This is a genomic window from Citrobacter sp. Cpo103, from assembly GCF_030332605.1.
Taxonomy (GTDB): Bacteria; Pseudomonadota; Gammaproteobacteria; order Enterobacterales; family Enterobacteriaceae; genus Citrobacter; species Citrobacter portucalensis.
Genome location: NZ_JAOWHO010000035.1, coordinates 608,746 through 627,409, shown reverse-complemented (window position 1 = coordinate 627,409; position 18,664 = coordinate 608,746). Strand labels below are relative to the sequence as shown.

17 protein-coding genes and 1 pseudogene are annotated in these 18,664 nt (G+C 53.9%); 3 read left to right on the top strand and 15 right to left on the bottom strand.

Annotation, left to right across the window (positions count from 1 at the left end; translation table 11 throughout):
* Nucleotides 1–243: 243 nt before the first annotated feature.
* The 8 genes from sucD to sdhC form a co-directional block, all read right to left on the bottom strand.
* Nucleotides 244–1,113 carry a succinate--CoA ligase subunit alpha gene (gene sucD, locus OGX89_RS19490; protein ID WP_003022929.1) on the bottom strand — a complete coding sequence of 290 codons (870 nt, stop codon included), beginning with the start codon at nt 1,111–1,113 and terminating at the stop codon, nt 244–246.
* A complete protein-coding gene (sucC, locus tag OGX89_RS19485) occupies nt 1,113–2,279 on the bottom strand; it encodes an ADP-forming succinate--CoA ligase subunit beta (protein WP_003022927.1) in 1,167 nt (388 codons plus the stop codon). Before sucC ends, sucD begins: the two co-directional genes overlap by 1 nt.
* Nucleotides 2,280–2,369: 90 nt before the next feature.
* Nucleotides 2,370–3,593 (bottom strand): 2-oxoglutarate dehydrogenase complex dihydrolipoyllysine-residue succinyltransferase, encoded by a 1,224-nt coding sequence (odhB, locus tag OGX89_RS19480; RefSeq protein ID WP_003022925.1) that lies wholly within the window; start codon nt 3,591–3,593, stop codon nt 2,370–2,372.
* A gap of 14 nt (nt 3,594–3,607) precedes the next feature.
* Nucleotides 3,608–6,409 (bottom strand): 2-oxoglutarate dehydrogenase E1 component, encoded by a 2,802-nt coding sequence (gene sucA, locus OGX89_RS19475; protein WP_003022923.1) that lies wholly within the window; start codon nt 6,407–6,409, stop codon nt 3,608–3,610.
* A 265-nt stretch (nt 6,410–6,674) separates the two neighbouring features.
* Nucleotides 6,675–7,391 carry a succinate dehydrogenase iron-sulfur subunit SdhB gene (gene sdhB / locus OGX89_RS19470; protein ID WP_003022921.1) on the bottom strand — a complete coding sequence of 239 codons (717 nt, stop codon included), beginning with the start codon at nt 7,389–7,391 and terminating at the stop codon, nt 6,675–6,677.
* 15 nt (nt 7,392–7,406) lie between these two features.
* On the bottom strand, nt 7,407–9,173 hold the full coding sequence (gene sdhA / locus OGX89_RS19465) for a succinate dehydrogenase flavoprotein subunit (RefSeq protein WP_126955837.1): 1,767 nt from the start codon (nt 9,171–9,173) through the stop codon (nt 7,407–7,409).
* The gene (sdhD, locus tag OGX89_RS19460) at nt 9,173–9,520 is read right to left on the bottom strand and encodes a succinate dehydrogenase membrane anchor subunit (RefSeq protein WP_003831408.1); all 348 of its coding nucleotides are present in this window, start codon (nt 9,518–9,520) and stop codon (nt 9,173–9,175) included. Before sdhD ends, sdhA begins: the two co-directional genes overlap by 1 nt.
* A complete protein-coding gene (gene sdhC, locus OGX89_RS19455) occupies nt 9,514–9,918 on the bottom strand; it encodes a succinate dehydrogenase cytochrome b556 subunit (protein WP_003831406.1) in 405 nt (134 codons plus the stop codon). Before sdhC ends, sdhD begins: the two co-directional genes overlap by 7 nt.
* Nucleotides 9,919–10,301: 383 nt before the next feature.
* Here sdhC and OGX89_RS19450 point away from each other — a divergent pair.
* The 3 genes and pseudogenes from OGX89_RS19450 (at nt 10,302) to OGX89_RS19440 (ending at nt 13,121) form a co-directional block, all read left to right on the top strand.
* Nucleotides 10,302–10,412, top strand: a pseudogene (locus OGX89_RS19450) (hypothetical protein).
* 203 nt (nt 10,413–10,615) lie between these two features.
* Nucleotides 10,616–11,899, top strand: coding sequence for a citrate synthase (locus OGX89_RS19445; RefSeq protein WP_003831404.1), 1,284 nt, complete (start codon nt 10,616–10,618; stop codon nt 11,897–11,899).
* 175 nt (nt 11,900–12,074) lie between these two features.
* Nucleotides 12,075–13,121, top strand: coding sequence for an AbrB family transcriptional regulator (locus OGX89_RS19440; RefSeq protein ID WP_126955838.1), 1,047 nt, complete (start codon nt 12,075–12,077; stop codon nt 13,119–13,121).
* Here the strand turns inward: OGX89_RS19440 and nei are convergent.
* The 7 genes from nei to pxpB are packed head-to-tail and all read right to left on the bottom strand — an operon-like array spanning nt 13,118 to nt 18,654.
* On the bottom strand, nt 13,118–13,909 hold the full coding sequence (nei, locus tag OGX89_RS19435) for an endonuclease VIII (RefSeq protein WP_126955839.1): 792 nt from the start codon (nt 13,907–13,909) through the stop codon (nt 13,118–13,120). The two genes, OGX89_RS19440 and nei, sit on opposite strands and share 4 nt — an antisense overlap.
* A gap of 14 nt (nt 13,910–13,923) precedes the next feature.
* On the bottom strand, nt 13,924–14,568 hold the full coding sequence (gene pcp / locus OGX89_RS19430; protein WP_003831398.1) for a pyroglutamyl-peptidase I: 645 nt from the start codon (nt 14,566–14,568) through the stop codon (nt 13,924–13,926).
* A 9-nt stretch (nt 14,569–14,577) separates the two neighbouring features.
* Nucleotides 14,578–15,573 carry a DUF979 domain-containing protein gene (locus tag OGX89_RS19425; protein ID WP_126955840.1) on the bottom strand — a complete coding sequence of 332 codons (996 nt, stop codon included), beginning with the start codon at nt 15,571–15,573 and terminating at the stop codon, nt 14,578–14,580.
* Nucleotides 15,570–16,292, bottom strand: a complete 723-nt coding sequence (locus tag OGX89_RS19420; protein WP_126955841.1) for a DUF969 domain-containing protein — start codon at nt 16,290–16,292, stop codon at nt 15,570–15,572. The genes OGX89_RS19425 and OGX89_RS19420 overlap by 4 nt, the downstream gene beginning before the upstream one ends.
* Nucleotides 16,293–16,347: 55 nt before the next feature.
* Nucleotides 16,348–17,082 (bottom strand): 5-oxoprolinase subunit PxpA, encoded by a 735-nt coding sequence (gene pxpA, locus OGX89_RS19415; RefSeq protein ID WP_126955842.1) that lies wholly within the window; start codon nt 17,080–17,082, stop codon nt 16,348–16,350.
* The gene (gene pxpC / locus OGX89_RS19410) at nt 17,072–18,004 is read right to left on the bottom strand and encodes a 5-oxoprolinase subunit PxpC (protein WP_126955843.1); all 933 of its coding nucleotides are present in this window, start codon (nt 18,002–18,004) and stop codon (nt 17,072–17,074) included. The genes pxpA and pxpC overlap by 11 nt, the downstream gene beginning before the upstream one ends.
* Nucleotides 17,998–18,654 carry a 5-oxoprolinase subunit PxpB gene (gene pxpB, locus OGX89_RS19405; protein ID WP_003831391.1) on the bottom strand — a complete coding sequence of 219 codons (657 nt, stop codon included), beginning with the start codon at nt 18,652–18,654 and terminating at the stop codon, nt 17,998–18,000. The genes pxpC and pxpB overlap by 7 nt, the downstream gene beginning before the upstream one ends.
* Between the last annotated feature and the right edge of the window lie 10 nt (nt 18,655–18,664).

Genomic DNA, 18,664 nt, shown 5'->3' with positions numbered 1-18,664 from the left:
CTCACCGCAAAAAATAATCTCATTTATGCAGATGATTATGATCAAATTGCAAGATAAATATTGAATGCCATGATGGTTATTACCTACAGAAGAAAAATCGTATAGCTTTAAGCAGGTTATAAAAATAACGCACAGACAAAAGATGAATTGCAGACATAAAAAAGGCCATCATCAGATGGCCAACCATGTCGAAACGGGACCAGCCCTTGACTATGCAGAGAGTCAGGGCTGTTTTTTTATTTCTTACTTAATAACGGTTTTCAGCGCTTCGCCGATATCGGCCAGGCTACGAACAGTTTTCACGCCTGCAGCTTCCAGCGCAGCGAATTTCTCATCCGCTGTACCTTTACCACCCGCGATGATCGCACCCGCGTGACCCATACGCTTACCTTTCGGCGCAGTCACACCCGCGATGTAACCTACAACCGGCTTGGTTACATGATCTTTGATGTAAGCAGCCGCTTCTTCTTCCGCGCTACCGCCGATCTCACCGATCATGACGATCGCTTCAGTCTGCGGATCTTCCTGGAACAGCTTCAGGATGTCGATGAAGTTAGAGCCTGGGATCGGGTCACCACCGATGCCTACACAGGTAGACTGGCCGAAACCATAGTCGGTAGTCTGCTTAACCGCTTCATAGGTCAGGGTACCTGAACGGGAAACGATACCCACTTTACCCGGCTTGTGAATGTGGCCCGGCATGATACCGATTTTACATTCACCCGGAGTGATAACGCCTGGGCAGTTCGGGCCGATCATGCGTACGCCAGCTTCATCCAGCTTCACTTTCACGGTCAGCATATCCAGCGTTGGGATACCTTCGGTGATGGTGATAATCAGTTTGATGCCTGCATCGATTGCTTCCAGAATGGAGTCTTTGCAGAACGGGGCCGGAACGTAGATAACGGTGGCGGTTGCGCCGGTCGCTTCTACCGCTTCACGTACGGTGTTGAACACTGGCAGACCCAGATGCGTGGTGCCGCCTTTGCCCGGCGTAACGCCACCGACCATTTGCGTACCGTAAGCGATCGCTTGTTCAGAGTGGAATGTCCCCTGGCTACCGGTGAAGCCCTGGCAGATAACCTTGGTATCTTTATTAATTAAAACTGACATTATTTCCCCTCCACTGCGGCAACAACCTGCTGAGCTGCATCCGTCAGACTTTTCGCTGCAATAATATTCAGGCCGCTATCAGCCAGTTTTTTCGCGCCGAGTTCAGCGTTGTTACCTTCCAGACGTACCACGACCGGAACGTTTACGCCTACTTCTGCTACCGCGCCGATGATACCGTCAGCGATCAGGTCGCAACGTACGATACCGCCGAAGATGTTAACCAGTACGGCTTTAACATTGTCATCAGAGAGGATAATTTTGAACGCTTCGGTTACACGCTCTTTGGTCGCACCGCCGCCAACGTCGAGGAAGTTAGCCGGTTCGCCGCCGTGCAGCTTAACGATGTCCATGGTGCCCATTGCCAGGCCCGCACCGTTAACCATACAACCGATGTTGCCGTCCAGCGCAACGTAGTTCAGTTCCCACTGTGCAGCCTGCGCTTCACGCGGATCTTCCTGAGACTGGTCGCGCATTTCGCGCAGGTCAGCCTGGCGGAACAGTGCGTTGCCGTCAGCGCCCAGTTTGCCGTCGAGGCAGATCAGGTCACCCTGCTTGGTCACAACCAGCGGGTTGATTTCGATCAGCGCCAGATCGCGCTCCAGGAAGATAGTCGCCAGACCCATGAAGATCTTGGTGAACTGCTGAACCTGTTTACCTTCCAGACCCAGTTTGAACGCCAGCTCACGCCCCTGGTAAGGCATCGGACCTGCCAGCGGATCGAGCGCCACTTTGTGGATCAGATGCGGGGTTTCTTCCGCCACTTTTTCGATTTCCACGCCGCCTTCGGTAGAGGCCATGAAGACCACGCGACGGGAGCTACGGTCAACAACTGCGCCGAGGTAAAGTTCTTTACCAATGTCGGTCGCGGCTTCAACCAGAATCTGATTTACCGGTTGGCCATGAGCGTCTGTCTGGTAAGTAACCAGACGTTTACCCAGCCAGTGCTCAGCAAAAGCGCGAATGTCTTCTTTGCTGTTTACCACCTTCACACCGCCCGCTTTACCACGGCCACCAGCGTGAACCTGACATTTCACTACCCACGGGCCAGCACCGATTTTAGATGCAGCTTCTTCGGCTTCACGCGGAGTAGTACAGGCATAACCCACCGGTGCCGGTAAGCCATAGCGGGCAAAAAGTTGTTTTGCCTGATATTCATGTAAGTTCATGTGTTCTGTCCATCCTTCAGGTAATCGTTATCTTTTACCCGTAGGTCTGATAAGCGTCCAGACCTACGGGGCAGGTGATACTCTTATTAACTACACGTCCAGCAGCAGACGCGTTGGATCTTCCAGCAACTCTTTAATGGTTACCAGGAAGCCTACTGACTCACGACCATCGATCAGACGGTGGTCATAAGACAGCGCCAGATACATCATCGGCAGGATTTCAACCTTGCCGTCTACCGCCATCGGACGATCTTTGATGGCATGCATACCCAGGATGGCGCTCTGCGGTGGGTTGATGATCGGCGTAGACATCAGGGAACCGAACACACCACCGTTAGTGATGGTGAAGTTACCACCCGTCAGATCTTCGACCGTCAACTTGCCGTCGCGACCTTTAACTGCCAGTTCTTTAATATTCTTCTCAATGTCAGCCATACCCAGCAGATCCACATCACGCAGGACCGGCGTGACCAGGCCACGCGGCGTGGAGACCGCCATGCTGACATCAAAGTAGTTGTGGTAAACCACGTCATCGCCGTCGATGGACGCGTTCACTTCCGGATAGCGTTTCAGCGCTTCAACAACCGCTTTCACGTAGAAAGACATAAAGCCCAGACGGATACCGTGGCGTTTCTCAAACGCATCACCGTATTGCTTACGCAGGTCCATGATTGGCTTCATGTTGACTTCGTTGAACGTGGTCAGCATGGCGGTAGAATTTTTCGCTTCCAGCAGACGCTCTGCTACGCGTTTGCGCAGACGAGTCATCGGAACACGTTTTTCGCCACGCGCGCCCAGTTGAGCCTGCGGTGCAGGTGCTGCAGCCGGGGCTTTTGCTTCGGCTTTCGCAGCCGGAGCTTTCGCCAGATGTTTTTCAACATCTTCACGGGTGATACGACCGCCGACACCGGTGCCGTTGATAGCGCTGGCTTCGAGGTTATGCTCACCCAGCAGGCGACGGATCGCCGGGCTCAGGGCATCGTTGTTCTGCTCAGCAAGAGACGCCTGCTGGCGCTGTGCCGGAGTAGAATCTTTCTCTTCAGACTTAGCACTGGTTTCTTTACCGGTGCTATTGCCTTCACGCAGGCGACCGAGGATCTGGCGAGAAGTGACGGTTGTCCCTTCATCTTCCAGAACCGCATCAAGAATACCGTCCGCTGATGCCGGTACTTCCAGTACCACTTTGTCAGTTTCGATTTCTACCAGTACTTCATCACGACGTACTGCATCGCCCGGTTTTTTGTGCCAGGTTGCAACCGTTGCATCCGCTACGGATTCAGGCAGGTCGGGAACAAGAATATCTACGCTACTCATTATTTATCCTTTATTTAATCGACGTTCAGCGCGTCATTTACCAGATCTTGTTGCTGCTTCTGGTGAACGGACATATACCCTACTGCCGGAGAGGCAGAGGCCGGGCGACCTGCATAACGCAGAGCTGACCCAAATGGAATTACTTCACGGAAATGATGCTGGCTGCAGTACCATGCGCCCTGGTTGAGCGGCTCTTCCTGGCACCAGACAAAATCATGTACATGAGCAAACGGTTTCAGCGCTTCCTGCACCGCTTTATGCGGGAACGGATAGAGCTGTTCGATGCGCACAATGGCGACATCTTTTTGGTCGTTCTTGCGGCGTTGCTCCAGCAGGTCGTAATAAACCTTACCAGAACACATCACGACACGCTTCACGCCTTTAGGATCAAGTTCATCTACTTCGCCAATGGCTGGCAGGAAAGTACCATTTGCCAGTTCGTCCAGCGTAGACACCGCCAGCGGATGACGCAGCAGCGACTTCGGTGACATCACCACCAGCGGACGACGCATACCTCGCAGCGCCTGACGACGCAGCATGTGGTAAACCTGCGCCGGGGTAGACGGGACGCAAACCTGCATGTTTTGCTCAGCGCAAAGTTGCAGATATCGTTCCAGACGCGCGGAGGAGTGCTCCGGACCCTGACCTTCATAGCCGTGCGGCAGCAGCATAACCAGACCGCACATACGGCCCCATTTCTGCTCACCGGAAGAGATGAACTGGTCGATAACGACCTGCGCACCGTTGGCGAAGTCGCCGAACTGTGCTTCCCAGATGGTTAGCGTGCGCGGTTCTGCTGTGGCATAACCGTACTCGAACGCCAGCACGGCTTCTTCAGACAGTACGGAGTCCCATACGCGGAAGGTGCCTTGTCCGTTATGCACATGCTGCAGCGGAGTGTAGGTTGAACCGTTGGCCTGGTTATGAATTACTGCGTGACGGTGGAAGAAGGTTCCGCGACCGGAGTCTTCACCAGACAGACGGACCGGAATGCCTTCGTCAACCAGCGTGGCGTAAGCCAGATTCTCTGCACCACCCCAGTCAAACAGCTTCTCGCCTGCGGCCATGGCCTGACGGTCGCCGTAAATCTTGGCAACACGCGACTGCATTTCAACCGCTTCAGGTACAGTGCTGATGCGTTTTGCCAGCTCCTGCAGACGCTTCATCTCAACTTTGTTCGGGTAGCTTTCATCCCACTCGTGGTTGAGGTACGGCGACCAGGTGAAGGAGTGCATGTTCATTGGACGCCACTCTTTCACTACGCATTCGCCAGCATCCAGCGCGTCACGGTACAGATTGACCATTTCAGTCGCATCTTCCAGCGTGGCGACCTTGTCCGCTTCCAGCTTATCAGCGTAGATTTTGCGCGGGGTCGGATGCTTTTTGATTTTCTGATACATCAGCGGCTGGGTTGCGCTCGGCTCGTCGGCTTCGTTGTGGCCGTGACGGCGGTAGCACACCAGATCGATGAAGACATCGCGTTTAAAGGTATTACGGAAATCCAGCGCCAGGCGGGTCACGAAAGCGACCGCTTCCGGGTCATCCGCGTTCACGTGGAAAATCGGCGCCTGAACCATCTTACCGATGTCGGTACAGTACGGTGTAGAACGCGCATCCAGCGGGTTAGACGTAGTGAAGCCCACCTGGTTGTTGATAACGATGCGAACGGTACCGCCCACTTCGTAACCACGCGCTTTCGACATGTTCAGGGTTTCCTGAACCACGCCCTGCCCGGTAACTGCCGCATCACCGTGAATGGTGATTGGCAGGACTTTATTGCTGCTCGGCTCGTCCAGACGATCCAGACGTGCACGTACGGAACCGATAACTACCGGGCTAACGATTTCCAGGTGCGACGGGTTAAACGCCAGCGCCAGGTGTACCAAGCCGCCTTCGGTTTCGATATCAGACGAGAAGCCCATATGGTACTTCACGTCACCGGTGCCGAGGTGTTCTTTATGTTTGCCCGCAAATTCGTCGAACAGTTCCTGCGGGCGTTTGCCCAGTACGTTAACCAGAACGTTCAGACGACCACGGTGCGCCATGCCCAGTACCACTTCACGGGTACCGCTGTTACCGGCGTGGCGGATCATCTCTTTGAGCATTGGGATTAACGCATCGCCGCCTTCCAGCGAGAAGCGTTTCGCGCCCGGGAACTTAGCGCCCAGGTAGCGTTCCAGACCTTCTGCTGCGGTCAGTTCACTGAGGAAACGTTTCTTCTCTTCGCTACTGAATGCGGCACGGCCAGACTCGATACGCTGCTGAAGCCAACGTTTTTCTTCAGTGCTGGTGATGTGCATATACTCGGCACCAATTGGGCCGCAGTAGGTTTGTTTCAGCGCAACAACCAGGTCGCTCAGCTTCATCGTGTCTTTGCCGCCGGCAAAAGAACCTACGTTAAAGCTTTCCTGGAAATCCGCATCGGTCAGATCGTGGAAAGACGGGTCCAGATCGGCCACATTTTCTTGCTGCCACAGTCCCAGCGGATCAAGATTCGCATGCTGATGACCGCGGAAACGATAGGCGTTAATGAGCTGCAGGACTTTAACCTGCTTCACATTGGCATCAGGGTCGGAAATAGAAGAAGAGTAACGTGGGGTAATCAACGCCTGTCGACGGAAATAATCACGTGTTTTTGAGTGAAGTTGATCCGGTTTGACTCCGGTACCAGGTAACTGCTGGAACGTCGAACGCCAGTTAGCATCTACCGAGTCAGGGTCGGTTAAGAAGTCTTCATAGAGCTGTTCTATCCAGCTCTGGTTAGAACCAGAGAGGTAAGAAGAGTCCAACCAGGCTTTCAAAGCGCTGTTCTGCATCGTGATCCCTTAAGCATTTGTATGCTTACTTCGCCGTGGATACTACCACGCACACCGCTGTGCGTGCCGGGGTTCACTTGTTGCGGACTGTCGTGTCATCTGCGTCCGCTAAGGAACCTTTAAAAACTGTCTAATAATGTGGCAGTTTTTAGAGGTTTCCTGCACTTAAATTGCCTGATGGCGCTTCGCTAATCAGGCCTACAAGGTACGTAACCCGTAGGCCGGATAAGACGCTACGTCGCCATCCGGCAACCACTACAACAACTTACGCACTACGTTTGAGAAGCATCGACTTAATATGGCCGATGGCACGCGTCGGGTTCAGTCCTTTCGGACATACGCTGACGCAGTTCATGATGCTATGGCAGCGGAATACGCTGAAAGCGTCACTTAAACCTTCCAGGCGGCTGTCGGTCTCGGTATCGCGGCTATCAATTAAGAAGCGATAGGCTGCCAGCAGGCCTGCCGGGCCAATAAACTTGTCCGGGTTCCACCAGAATGATGGGCAGGACGTTGAGCAGCATGCACACAAAATACATTCATACAGCCCATCGAGCTTCTCACGCTGCTCTGGCATTTGTAAATGCTCACGAGCTGGCGGATTTTTCCCATTATTCAACAAGTAAGGCTTAATCTTCTCATACTGTGCGTAGAATTGCCCCATGTCTACCACCAAATCGCGCACAACCGGTAAACCCGGCAGCGGGCGAATGACAATTTTCTTGCCCGGCTGATTCAGCGCAGAAATAGGTGTGATACAGGCCAGTCCATTTTTGCCGTTCATATTCAGACCGTCGGAGCCACAAACCCCTTCACGGCAGGAGCGACGAAACGACAGCGACGGATCTTTTTCTTTCAGCTGCATCAAGGCATCCAGCAGCATCATGTCACGCCCTTCTTCCGCCTCCAGGGTGTAATCCTGCATGCGCGGAGCGTCGTCAACATCCGGGTTATAGCGATAAACTGAAAACTCGAGTTTCATTGTCCTGTCTCCGCATTAATAAGTACGAATCTTCGGCGGGAATGCCGGGCGCAGCTTCGGTTCCATATTGACTTGACGTCGCGTCATGGATTCCGATTCTGGCAGGTACAGGGAATGGCACAGCCAGTTTTCATCATCACGTTCCGGGAAGTCGAAGCGGCTATGCGCGCCACGGCTTTCGGTACGGAAGTTTGCAGATACTGCAGTGGCGTACGCGGTCTCCATCAGGTTATCCAGCTCCAGACACTCAACGCGCTGGGTGTTGAACTCGCTGGAGGTATCGTCCAGACGGGCATTTTTCAGGCGTTCGCGGATCGCTTTCAGCTCTTCCAGACCTTTCGCCATCGCATCGCCTTCGCGGAATACCGAGAAGTTATGCTGCATACATTCTTGCAGCGCTTTGCGAATCGCCACCGGGTCTTCACCGTTACGGTTACCGTTCCAGCGGTTCAGACGCGCCAGAGAAGCGTCGATTTCATCTTCGGTCGCTTCCAGCAGGTCACCCTGCTCAGCGATAGATTCCTGCAGGTGCAGACCAACCGCACGACCAAATACGACCAGGTCCAGCAGCGAGTTGCCGCCAAGACGGTTGGCGCCGTGAACCGATACGCAGGCGATTTCGCCGACGGCAAACAGCCCAGGGATCACCACATCTTCACCCTGCTCATTCACGGTCAGCGCCTGGCCAGTGACTTTGGTCGGAATACCGCCCATCATATAGTGGCAGGTTGGGATAACCGGAATCGGCTCTTTGACCGGGTCAACGTGAGCAAAGGTACGAGACAGTTCGAGAATGCCCGGCAGACGGGATTCCAGCACTTCTTTACCCAGGTGGTCGAGTTTCAGTTTGGCGTGTGGACCCCACGGGCCGTCGCAGCCGCGACCTTCGCGAATTTCGATCATGATGGAACGCGCCACCACGTCACGACCCGCCAGGTCTTTCGCATTCGGGGCATAACGCTCCATGAAGCGCTCACCGTGTTTGTTCAGCAGGTAGCCACCTTCACCACGGCAGCCTTCTGTTACCAGAACGCCAGCACCGGCGATACCGGTTGGGTGAAACTGCCACATCTCCATATCCTGCACCGGCACGCCAGCGCGGATAGCCATACCAACACCGTCACCGGTATTGATGTGGGCATTAGTAGTGGACTGATAAATACGGCCAGCACCGCCGGTGGCCAGCACGGTCGCACGGGCTTTGAAGTAAACCACTTCACCGGTTTCGATACACAGCGCGGTACAACCGACAACTGCGCCATCGGCGTTTTTCACCAGGTCCAGCGCATACCACTCGGAGAAGATGGTGGTATGGTTTTTCAGGTTCTGCTGATACAGCGTGTGCAATAGTGCATGACCGGTACGGTCGGCCGCTGCCGCTGTACGAGCCGCCTGCTCGCCGCCGAAGTTCTTCGACTGGCCGCCAAACGGACGTTGATAAATTGTGCCATTGTCGAGGCGAGAGAACGGCAGCCCCATGTGGTCCAGCTCCAGAATCGCTTCCGGACCGGTTTTACACATATATTCAATAGCGTCTTGGTCACCAATGTAGTCCGACCCTTTAACGGTGTCGTACATGTGCCATTCCCAGTTATCTTCATGGGTATTACCGAGCGCAACGGTGATGCCACCCTGCGCGGATACGGTATGGGAACGGGTTGGGAACACTTTGGAGAGCAGCGCACAGGTCTGACCGCTCTGGGAAATTTGCAGCGCCGCGCGCATACCTGCGCCGCCGGCACCAATCACAACAGCATCAAATTCTCTGACTGGCAGTTTCATTACACACCCCACACCACAACAAATCCATAAATGACGTAAACCACCAGCGCAACGACGATAGCCAGTTGCAGAATCAGGCGCACAGCCAGAGGTTTAACGTAGTCGGTCAACACCTGCCACATGCCGATCCAGGCATGAATCAAGATGGAGAAAAGTGCCAGCAGGGTGAAGACTTTGGTGAATGCCGATGAGAAGAAACCGGTCCAGACTTCATACGTCAGCTCGCCGCTGGTGGCGAAGAAACCGACCATATAGATGATGTATAACGTCAGAACGATAGCGGTAGCACGGACCAGAATGAAGTCATGTACGCCGTTGCGTCCTAATGCGGAGGCGTTGCTTACCATACGAGGACTCCTGCGAGAAGTGAAAGCACGACAATGATAACGAAACAAATTTTGGCGGAGCGTGTCCCTGCTTCGAGGGTTTCTTCGATATAGCCAAAATCCATCAACAGATGGCGAATGCCCATTACGGCGTGATATGCCAGCGCAATCAGGATCCCCCACAGAATTAACTCTACAAAGAAGTTATTCATAATGGATGACGCGGTGAGGAAACCTTCAGGGGAGGAAAGGCTGGTACCCAATAACCACAACAGAATCCCGACCGCCACGAAGGTGATCACTCCGGATACGCGATGGAGAATGGACGCTATCGCCGTGATTGGGAACCGGATCGTTTGCAGATCCAGATTGACAGGTCTTTGTTTTTTCACATTTCTTATCATGAATAACGCCCACATGCTGTTCTTATTATTCCCTTTAGACTTCGGGTACAGAAGATGAAGACACCTGTAGCCTGAAAGACGACGGGATTTCCTTCCTCCGGTCTGCGTGCGGGTCAGACAGCGTCCTTACTATAACTACGCGTCATATAAAACACTGCTTCCAGATGCTAAAACGACACGTTACAACGCTGGTTGGCTCGGGATTGCAGGGTATTCCGGAGACCTGGCGGCAGTATAGGACGTTCACAAAATCATTACAATTAACCTACATATAGTTTGTCGGGTTTTATCCCGAACAGTGACATAGGTCACGATAACAACATTATTTTAATTTTTAATCATCTGATTTGACAATCATTAAACAAAGTTGTTACAAACGACACCAGAAAAAGCATATAATGCGTAAAAGTTATGGGGTCACTCTTTCACCGGAGATTTAGTTATGTAACAGTGTGGAAGTATTGACCAATACCTTCAGGACAGTTATTAGTGATAGACAGGTTAAATAATTCGGATTGCTAAGTTCTTGATTTGCAGTTTATTCGCCATGAAAAGACCGTTTTACCTGCAAGCGCCCATAGCTCTGTACCCAGGTCATCCCCTCTTTCGCAGAGCGGCGAGCCAAATAACAAACTGGTAACGGTTTATTGATGCACGAAGGCAAATTTAAGTTCCGGCAGTCTTAAGCAATAAGGCGCTAAGGAGACCGTAAATGGCTGATACTAAAGCAAAACTCACTCTAAATGGTGACGCTGCTATTGAACTGGATGTGCTGAAAGGTACGCTCGGTCAAGATGTTATTGATATTCGTAGCCTTGGCTCAAAAGGGATGTTTACTTTTGACCCAGGTTTCACCTCTACCGCATCCTGCGAATCCAAAATTACTTTCATCGACGGTGACGAAGGTGTTTTGCTGCATCGCGGCTTCCCGATTGACCAGTTGGCGACCGAGTCCAACTATCTGGAAGTGTGTTATATCCTGCTGTACGGCGAAAAACCGACGCAGGAAGAGTACGACGAGTTCAAAACCACAGTCACTCGCCATACCATGATCCACGAGCAGATCACCCGTCTGTTCCACGGTTTCCGCCGCGACTCTCACCCGATGGCCGTTATGTGCGGTGTAACCGGAGCGCTGGCAGCGTTCTATCATGACTCGCTGGATGTAAACAACGCGCGTCACCGTGAAATCGCCGCCTTCCGCCTGCTGTCCAAAATGCCAACCATGGCAGCGATGTGCTACAAATATTCCATCGGGCAGCCGTTCGTGTACCCACGTAACGATCTCTCCTACGCCGGTAACTTCCTGAACATGATGTTCTCTACGCCGTGCGAAAAATACGAAGTGAATCCTATCCTGGAACGCGCAATGGACCGTATCTTAATCCTGCACGCTGACCACGAACAGAACGCCTCAACCTCTACCGTACGTACCGCGGGCTCTTCTGGCGCTAACCCGTTTGCCTGCATCGCAGCCGGTATTGCTTCCCTGTGGGGACCGGCTCACGGTGGCGCAAACGAAGCTGCGCTGAAAATGCTGGAAGAAATCAGCTCTGTTAAACACATTCCGGAATTTGTTCGCCGCGCGAAAGACAAGAATGATTCCTTCCGCCTGATGGGCTTTGGTCACCGTGTTTATAAAAACTATGACCCGCGCGCTACCGTCATGCGTGAAACCTGCCACGAAGTGCTGAAAGAACTGGGTACCAAAGATGATCTGCTGGAAGTGGCGATGGAACTTGAGCACATTGCGCTCAACGACCCGTACTTCATCGAGAAGAAGCTCTACCCGAACGTCGACTTCTACTCCGGCATCATCCTGAAAGCGATGGGCATTCCGTCCTCCATGTTCACCGTTATCTTCGCCATGGCACGTACCGTTGGCTGGATTGCACACTGGAACGAAATGCACACCGACGGCATGAAAATCGCCCGTCCGCGTCAGCTGTACACCGGCTACGACAAGCGCGATTTTAAGTCTGATATTAAGCGTTAATTGTCTGCCGGATGGCGCTAGCGCTTGTCCGGCTTAAAGTTATAAACGCTCCCAGGCCGGATAAAGCAGTGATGCCTATGTCCGGCCTGTTTTTATTTGATCCGCATTATTTTATTCTTATCGTGCTTTCTCTATGATTTACTGAGATTTCTCACATTTTACTCAGGAGCATGGGATGCCTGTTTTGCAGTGGAGCCTGTTGTTTGTGCTATCGCTCCTTCTTTCCCTGCTCTTTCTGTTTATCCATCTTCCAGGCCCCTTGCTGCTCGGTTCGATGATCGTCGGCATCATTTTCAGTATGCGCGGCATCTCGCTGCATCCTCCTCGCTGCACATTTCTTGGCGCACAGGCGATTCTCGGCTGCATGATTGCCCAAAATCTGACCGGTTCAATCTTCACAACCCTTGCGGCCCACTGGCCGATGGTGATTGCTATCCTGCTGGCAACCCTTATCAGCAGCGCGGTAATCGGCTGGCTGCTGGTTCGCTACAGTAATCTACCGGGGAATACCGGTGCGTGGGGCTCGTCACCAGGCGGCGCAGCGGCAATGGTCGCGATGGCCCAGGATTACGGTGCCGACATCCGGCTGGTGGCATTTATGCAGTATCTGCGCGTACTGCTGGTGGTCGGCGCGGCTGCGCTGGTCACCCGGCTGGTGATGGGCGACCAGGCCCAAACGATCAGTGAACAAATCATCTGGTTTCCGCCGCTAAGCGGCAATCTTTTCAACACTCTGATGCTGGCCGCCATTGCCGGCACGGCTGGACGCCTACTGCGTATTCCCTCTGGCGTTATGCTATTGCCAATGCTGGTGGGTGCCATGCTGAATGCAAGCGGAGTGATGGTGATTGAACTGCCGGAGTGGCTGCTGGCGATAGCCTACATGTCAATTGGCTGGCAAATCGGTCTTGGCTTTGATAAGCAGATCTTTTTAATGGCATTACGACCACTGCCGCAGATCCTGTTGTCCATTTTTTCACTGATGGCGATCTGCGCCGCCATGGCCTGGGGGCTGGCGCATTACATGCAGATCGACTTTCTCACTGCCTATCTGGCAACCAGTCCTGGAGGAGTGGATTCTGTTGCGGTAATCGCCGCAGGAAGCCACGCAGATATGGCGCTCATCATGGCGATGCAAACCCTGCGACTGTTCAGCATTTTGTTAACTGGCCCCGCAGTCGCAAGGTTTATTTCGGTGCACGCGCCAAAACAGCCCGCTTAGTGCTGACATCCCGGACACCAGTAAAAGGGGCGCGAAGAGAGCATCGTTTTTTCGATGATTCCACCACAGCGCTCACAGGCTTCACCGTCCCGATGAAAGACCTTGAAGCGAAACAGCGCGCCGTGATGTTTATTCTCATCGACCAGGCCACGGGTGTTATAAGACAGGCGCGGAATATCAAGCAGCGCATGTGCCAGTTTATCCAGTTGCTCATCACTAAGCTGCGACGCTTTATGCTGCCCGGTCAACCCGACCTGCCAAAGGATCTCTACCCGCAGGTAGTTACCTAATCCCGCCAGAAACGCCTGGTCCAGTAGCAGACCAGAAAACTGGCGGTTGCGAAAACGCGGAGATAACAGACGCGCTTTAACCTCATCGGGCGTTAAACGTAAATCCAGTACATCCGGCCCTACCCGTTGCAGGAACGGGTGGGTGGAGAGCTGTTCTGGCGTCAGTATTTCGATATCAGACGCGCTATAGAGCAGAATAGTTTTGTCGTGTGTCTGCAGCCTGACACGCAGTACCCGCGAAGTTTGCGGAATTTTGCCTGTATCCACCACTCGCCACACGCCATAGAGCTGATTGTGACTGTACAGCGTCAGGCCATTAGAAAAATGGGTCAGTAATGCTTTCCCCCGCGTTTCAAGCTGGGTTACACGTTGCCCAATCAGTTGAGATTGATACGGTTTTAACTGCTCAAAGGCAAACCAGACATCCGTCAGGGGTTTGCCTTTGACTGCCGCCTCCAGGTTATCCGCCGCACGGCGGATCTCCGGGCCTTCAGGCATAATACTTTCCTTTGTTAATGTGTTGCGCCGCCCGTCACTGCGATATCGCTTTCCACTTGCAAGGCGGTGGCAATCGCAATCTCCAGCGCACGGCGCACCGTTTCTGTCGCCATACTTGGCGCCCCGGGATGCTGTGCAGCCTGTTGCGGCAAATAAGGGATATGAATAAAGCCGCCCTTCACCGCCGGTACGTCGCGTAGTTTATGCAGCAGGCCATACATCACGTGGTTACACACGAAAGTACCCGCAGTCTGGGAAACCGAGGCCGGTATTCCCGCGTTGCGCATGGCGACAACCATCGCTTTAATCGGCAACGTACTAAACCATGCCGCCGGGCCATCGACTACAATCGGCACATCGACCGGCTGTTGCCCCTGGTTATCTGCAATACGCGCATCGTCAACGTTAATCGCCACGCGTTCCACGGTGATATCCGTGCGACCACCCGCCTGCCCCACCGCCAGCACCAGAGATGGCGACAACGCGTCAATCGCGGCATTGAGTACGGCGAGAGACTCGCCAAAGACGCACGGCAGCTGGCGGGCAATAACGCGGCATCCGCCGATAATAGCATTGTCGAGGCTCGAGACCACTTCCCAGGAAGGGTTAACTGACTCGCCGCCAAAGGGTTCAAATCCCGTGATGAGTACTGTTTTCATCCTTCCTCCTTACAGGAACATCAGGAAATACATCAGGAACACGTTGACCAGTAGCAGCAGTACGCCTGTTGGCACCTGCGCTTTAATCACCGCATTTTTGTCCGGTAGTTCCAGCAACGCTGCAGGAACAATATTAAAGTTCGCCGCCATCGGCGTCATCAGCGTCCCGCAATAGCCGGAGAACATACCAATCGCCGCCATTACCGCTGGGTTGCCGCCGTGTTGCAGTACGAGGATTGGGATACCAATCCCAGCGGTCACGATCGGGAAAGCAGCAAACGCATTACCCATAACCATGGTCAGCAATGCCATGCCGATGGTGTACACCGCCACCGCGATAAAGCGACTATCCACCGCCAGATATTCCTGCGTCAGGTATGAAATGCCGCTACCCACACCCGCCGCTGTAAACAGCAGCCCAAGCGTAGCCAGAATCTGCGGCAGAATGAACGCCCAGCCAATGGAGTCCAGCAGACGGCGTGCCTCCTGAATCGGTTGATGCACCCGCTCATGGGTCATTTTTATCGCCATCGCCAGACCAATCAACGAGCCCGCTGTCATTGAAAAGAGCGTTACCAGCGTGGCGTGATTACCCGGCCCGAACAGCGCATCCTGTAAGCCCGGAATATGGTTGAACATCAGTACGCCAATGACCGTTACCACCGGGATCGCTAATGCCGGGAAAAACAGGTGGTTGCCCAGGCGGCTGGCGCTTTCTTCGCGCTGTTGCTGCGTGCGTTGATGGTAGCTTCCCAGCTTCACACCGCCAAAACCCGCGATCAGGGCCAGCACGACCACCGCAACGCCGACGGCAATATGCACTGCGCGTTTATCGCCAAACAGCGAGTATGTCCAGTCACCAAGCAGAAACAGTACGCCATATATGCCCCAAAACAGGCCTGTGGTAAAGCGGCGCGGGTTTGCTTTGTCCTGCCAGGACATCAGCGCCACAATCAGTAATACCGCACCTGCCAGCCAGTAGAGATAGCTTTGTTGAAAATTCATTTCGCTTCCCCTTTCGCTGCGGCATTCGCTTTCGCCACCTCACGTTGCAAATAGCTATCCAGACGCCACAAACGCGTGCCGTGGATCAGGAAAGCACAAATTGCCGTTGGGATCCCCCACAAGGCGATATGCAGCGGTTCGGTCTGGATCCCACCAGACTCCAGCATAAAGTTGTGCATGAATATGATCGCGCCGAAGGCAACAAAGATATCTTCACCGAAAAACAGCCCGACGTTATCGGTCGCCGCTGACATTGCGCGCAGGCGATAGCGAACCGCGCCGGGTAGCTCGCCGTGATTTTTCTCGGCGGCCCCTTCCGCCATTGGCGCCAGCAGCGGGCGCACCATCTGCGGATGCCCCCCCAGACTGGTCAACCCTAACGCAGCAGTCGCTTCGCGAATGAACAGATAGACAATAAGCAGACGGCCACTGGTGGCACTGCGGATTTTAGCAATCCACGCCTGAGCACGCTCTTTGAGTCCGTGGCGTTCCAGCAGGCCAATAACCGCCAGCGGGATCAGCAGGATAAACGGCAGGTTGCGGGTGTTAAGAAAACCTTCACCCAGCTTCTCGAGGATGGTGGCGATCGGCATATGCGCCGCCAGTCCCGTGACGATCCCGGCAATAATAACCACCAATACCGGATTAAAACGTAAAAGAAATCCGACCACGATGACGGCGATCCCCGTCAATGGCCAGAGAGATATCACCTCTCCCATAATTCATTCCCGTATATGTTGTTGTGTAATATATTGTTGTTTTGTATGGTAAATCTTATGCACCAATTTCAATATTGCATGCATTAAAGGCGCTACGCAAGCGACGGGCAAAAGCGAGTGCGTGCTCGCCATCCCCATGAATGCATACCGTCTGGCCGGTCACGCTTGCCCATGTTCCACTTTGGCTTTTTACTCTGCCGGATTGCACCATTTCTAACGTTTGCGCCAGCGCCTGCTCTTCATCCTCAATCAGTGCGCCCGGCTGGTTACGTGGCACCAGACTGCCATCGGCCTGATAACCCCGATCGGCAAAAACCTCCTGACGCGTTATCAAGCCATAGTGTTCTCCAGCGCGAATCAGTTCGCTTCCCGCCAGCCCGACCAGAACCAGCGACGGATCGCAGGCATGAACCGCTTTCGCAATCGCATCGGCCAATTGAGGATCTTTCGCCGCCTGGTTATAGAGCATGCCATGCGGTTTGACATGGCGCATCACGCCACCTTCTGCCCTCGTGATGGCAGCCAGCGCGCCAATTTGATACAGCGTCTGTGCATACACCGTTTGTGCAGGCAGAGTCATGGCGCTACGACCAAAATTTTCCCGATCCGGAAAGCTGGGATGCGCGCCTACCGCCACACCATTTTTTAACGCATCACGCACGCTTGAGAGCATAGTTTGCGCATCGCCGGCGTGAAACCCACAGGCGATGTTGGCCGATGACACCAATTGCAGCAACGCTGCATCGTTCGCACATCCCTCACCGAGGTCTGCATTGAGATCAATTTTCATTGTTAAGTCGCCATGCTAACTGTTCCAGATAACGCTGCTGGTCGTACCGCGCCTTCAGCGCTTCCTCCAGCGAACACTGCACAAAATGAATCGGCTGACCGAGCGGGATCTGCGCCAGATGATACATATCTGCCTCGATAATACAGGCGATGCGCGGATAGCCACCCGTCGTCTGAGCATCGTTCATCAGCACGATTGGCTGGCCATTATGCGGAACCTGCACCACGCCGGGGAGCAAACCATGCGACAGCAGCTCGCGATCGGTCGTGCGCGTCAGCGGCTGCCCCTGAAGACGATACCCCATACGGTTACTTTGCGGGCTAAGCTGCCACGGCGAGCGCCAGAAAGAGGCCTGCGATACCTCATCAAACTCCTGATACTCAGGGCCGGGCAGTGCGCGAATGAGATTACCCCACATCAGTTGTTTTACACCTTGTGCCCCGCTGAATTGCTGGGTCGATACGCCAATCGCCAGTCGATCGCCATCACGCAGCAGACGCCCTTCAAACCCACCAATGCCCACTTTCAGATCGGTACTACGCGAGCCCATCACTTCGGGAACATCAATACCGCCCGCTACCGCCAGATAACTGCGCATGCCATGAAGTGGGCGTTTTAGCGTCAGGCGCTGCCCGGCTTTTACCGGTAACCGCCATCCGCTCCATACGGGAGTTCGATCCAGATGCGCTTCGCATCCGGCACCGGTCAGGGCAAACCAGCCATCGGCTTCAAACTCCACCACCAGTTGCCCCAGCGTGATTTCCAGCGCTGCGGCATTCGCATCATTACCCACCAGCAGGTTAGCCACGTTCAGCGCCGGTTTATCCAGCGCGCCGCAGTGACTAATTCCGGATTGACGAAAACTATGGCGTCCCCCGTCCTGTACTGAGGTGTACATGCCAGCGCGGATGATGTTTAACATATCCCCTCCTTCTGCGGGACAAAACGCACGGTATCGCCAGCCCGTAACAGAATCGGCTCCTCCCGTTTTGGATCAAATAACGAAACGGAGGTACGCCCAATCAATTGCCACCCACCGGGTGTGGCAAGCGGGTAGATCCCCGTTTGAGATCCACCGATACCGACAGAACCTGCCGGAACAAGCAAACGCGGTTCCGCACGTCTGGGGGTATGCAGCTGTTCAGGTAAGCTCCCGAGATAGGGAAATCCCGGCTGAAAACCGATAAACCACACCACATAGTCAACTGACGCATGAAGTTCTACGACCTGCTTGTCGCTTAATCCACTGTGTCGGGCGACCTCTGCCAGATCAGGGCCAAACTCACCACCATAGGTCACAGGTATTTCAATAAAGCGTGAATCCGGCTCCAGTGCTTCGCTCTCTTCCCACCAGCGCTGCAGGCGTTCAATCGCATCCAGCGCCAGTGTTTGCGGGTCGCGCAGGGTAACCGTGATATTGTTCATTCCCGGAATAGCTTCAAGCACATTCGGGGCGTCAACTAAACGCTGAGCCAGACGCCAGATGCGTTTCTGAGTCGCCAGCGTGATGGGGGGCTCCAGTTCAAGAACCACCGCCGTTTCACCTAACAGATAACAACGCGCTCGCTGCACTTTCATCCCT

Excerpts from the sequence above, each read along its gene's own strand:
- sucD (WP_003022929.1), bottom strand. The coding sequence starts at position 1,113 with ATGTCAGTTTTAATTAATAAAGATACCAAGGTTATCTGCCAGGGCTTC.
- sucC (WP_003022927.1), bottom strand. The coding sequence starts at position 2,279 with ATGAACTTACATGAATATCAGGCAAAACAACTTTTTGCCCGCTATGGC.
- odhB (WP_003022925.1), bottom strand. The coding sequence starts at position 3,593 with ATGAGTAGCGTAGATATTCTTGTTCCCGACCTGCCTGAATCCGTAGCG.
- sucA (WP_003022923.1), bottom strand. The coding sequence starts at position 6,409 with ATGCAGAACAGCGCTTTGAAAGCCTGGTTGGACTCTTCTTACCTCTCT.
- sdhB (WP_003022921.1), bottom strand. The coding sequence starts at position 7,391 with ATGAAACTCGAGTTTTCAGTTTATCGCTATAACCCGGATGTTGACGAC.
- sdhA (WP_126955837.1), bottom strand. The coding sequence starts at position 9,173 with ATGAAACTGCCAGTCAGAGAATTTGATGCTGTTGTGATTGGTGCCGGC.
- sdhD (WP_003831408.1), bottom strand. The coding sequence starts at position 9,520 with ATGGTAAGCAACGCCTCCGCATTAGGACGCAACGGCGTACATGACTTC.
- sdhC (WP_003831406.1), bottom strand. The coding sequence starts at position 9,918 with ATGTGGGCGTTATTCATGATAAGAAATGTGAAAAAACAAAGACCTGTC.
- OGX89_RS19445 (WP_003831404.1), top strand. The coding sequence starts at position 10,616 with ATGGCTGATACTAAAGCAAAACTCACTCTAAATGGTGACGCTGCTATT.
- OGX89_RS19440 (WP_126955838.1), top strand. The coding sequence starts at position 12,075 with ATGCCTGTTTTGCAGTGGAGCCTGTTGTTTGTGCTATCGCTCCTTCTT.
- nei (WP_126955839.1), bottom strand. The coding sequence starts at position 13,909 with ATGCCTGAAGGCCCGGAGATCCGCCGTGCGGCGGATAACCTGGAGGCG.
- pcp (WP_003831398.1), bottom strand. The coding sequence starts at position 14,568 with ATGAAAACAGTACTCATCACGGGATTTGAACCCTTTGGCGGCGAGTCA.
- OGX89_RS19425 (WP_126955840.1), bottom strand. The coding sequence starts at position 15,573 with ATGAATTTTCAACAAAGCTATCTCTACTGGCTGGCAGGTGCGGTATTA.
- OGX89_RS19420 (WP_126955841.1), bottom strand. The coding sequence starts at position 16,292 with ATGGGAGAGGTGATATCTCTCTGGCCATTGACGGGGATCGCCGTCATC.
- pxpA (WP_126955842.1), bottom strand. The coding sequence starts at position 17,082 with ATGAAAATTGATCTCAATGCAGACCTCGGTGAGGGATGTGCGAACGAT.
- pxpC (WP_126955843.1), bottom strand. The coding sequence starts at position 18,004 with ATGTTAAACATCATCCGCGCTGGCATGTACACCTCAGTACAGGACGGG.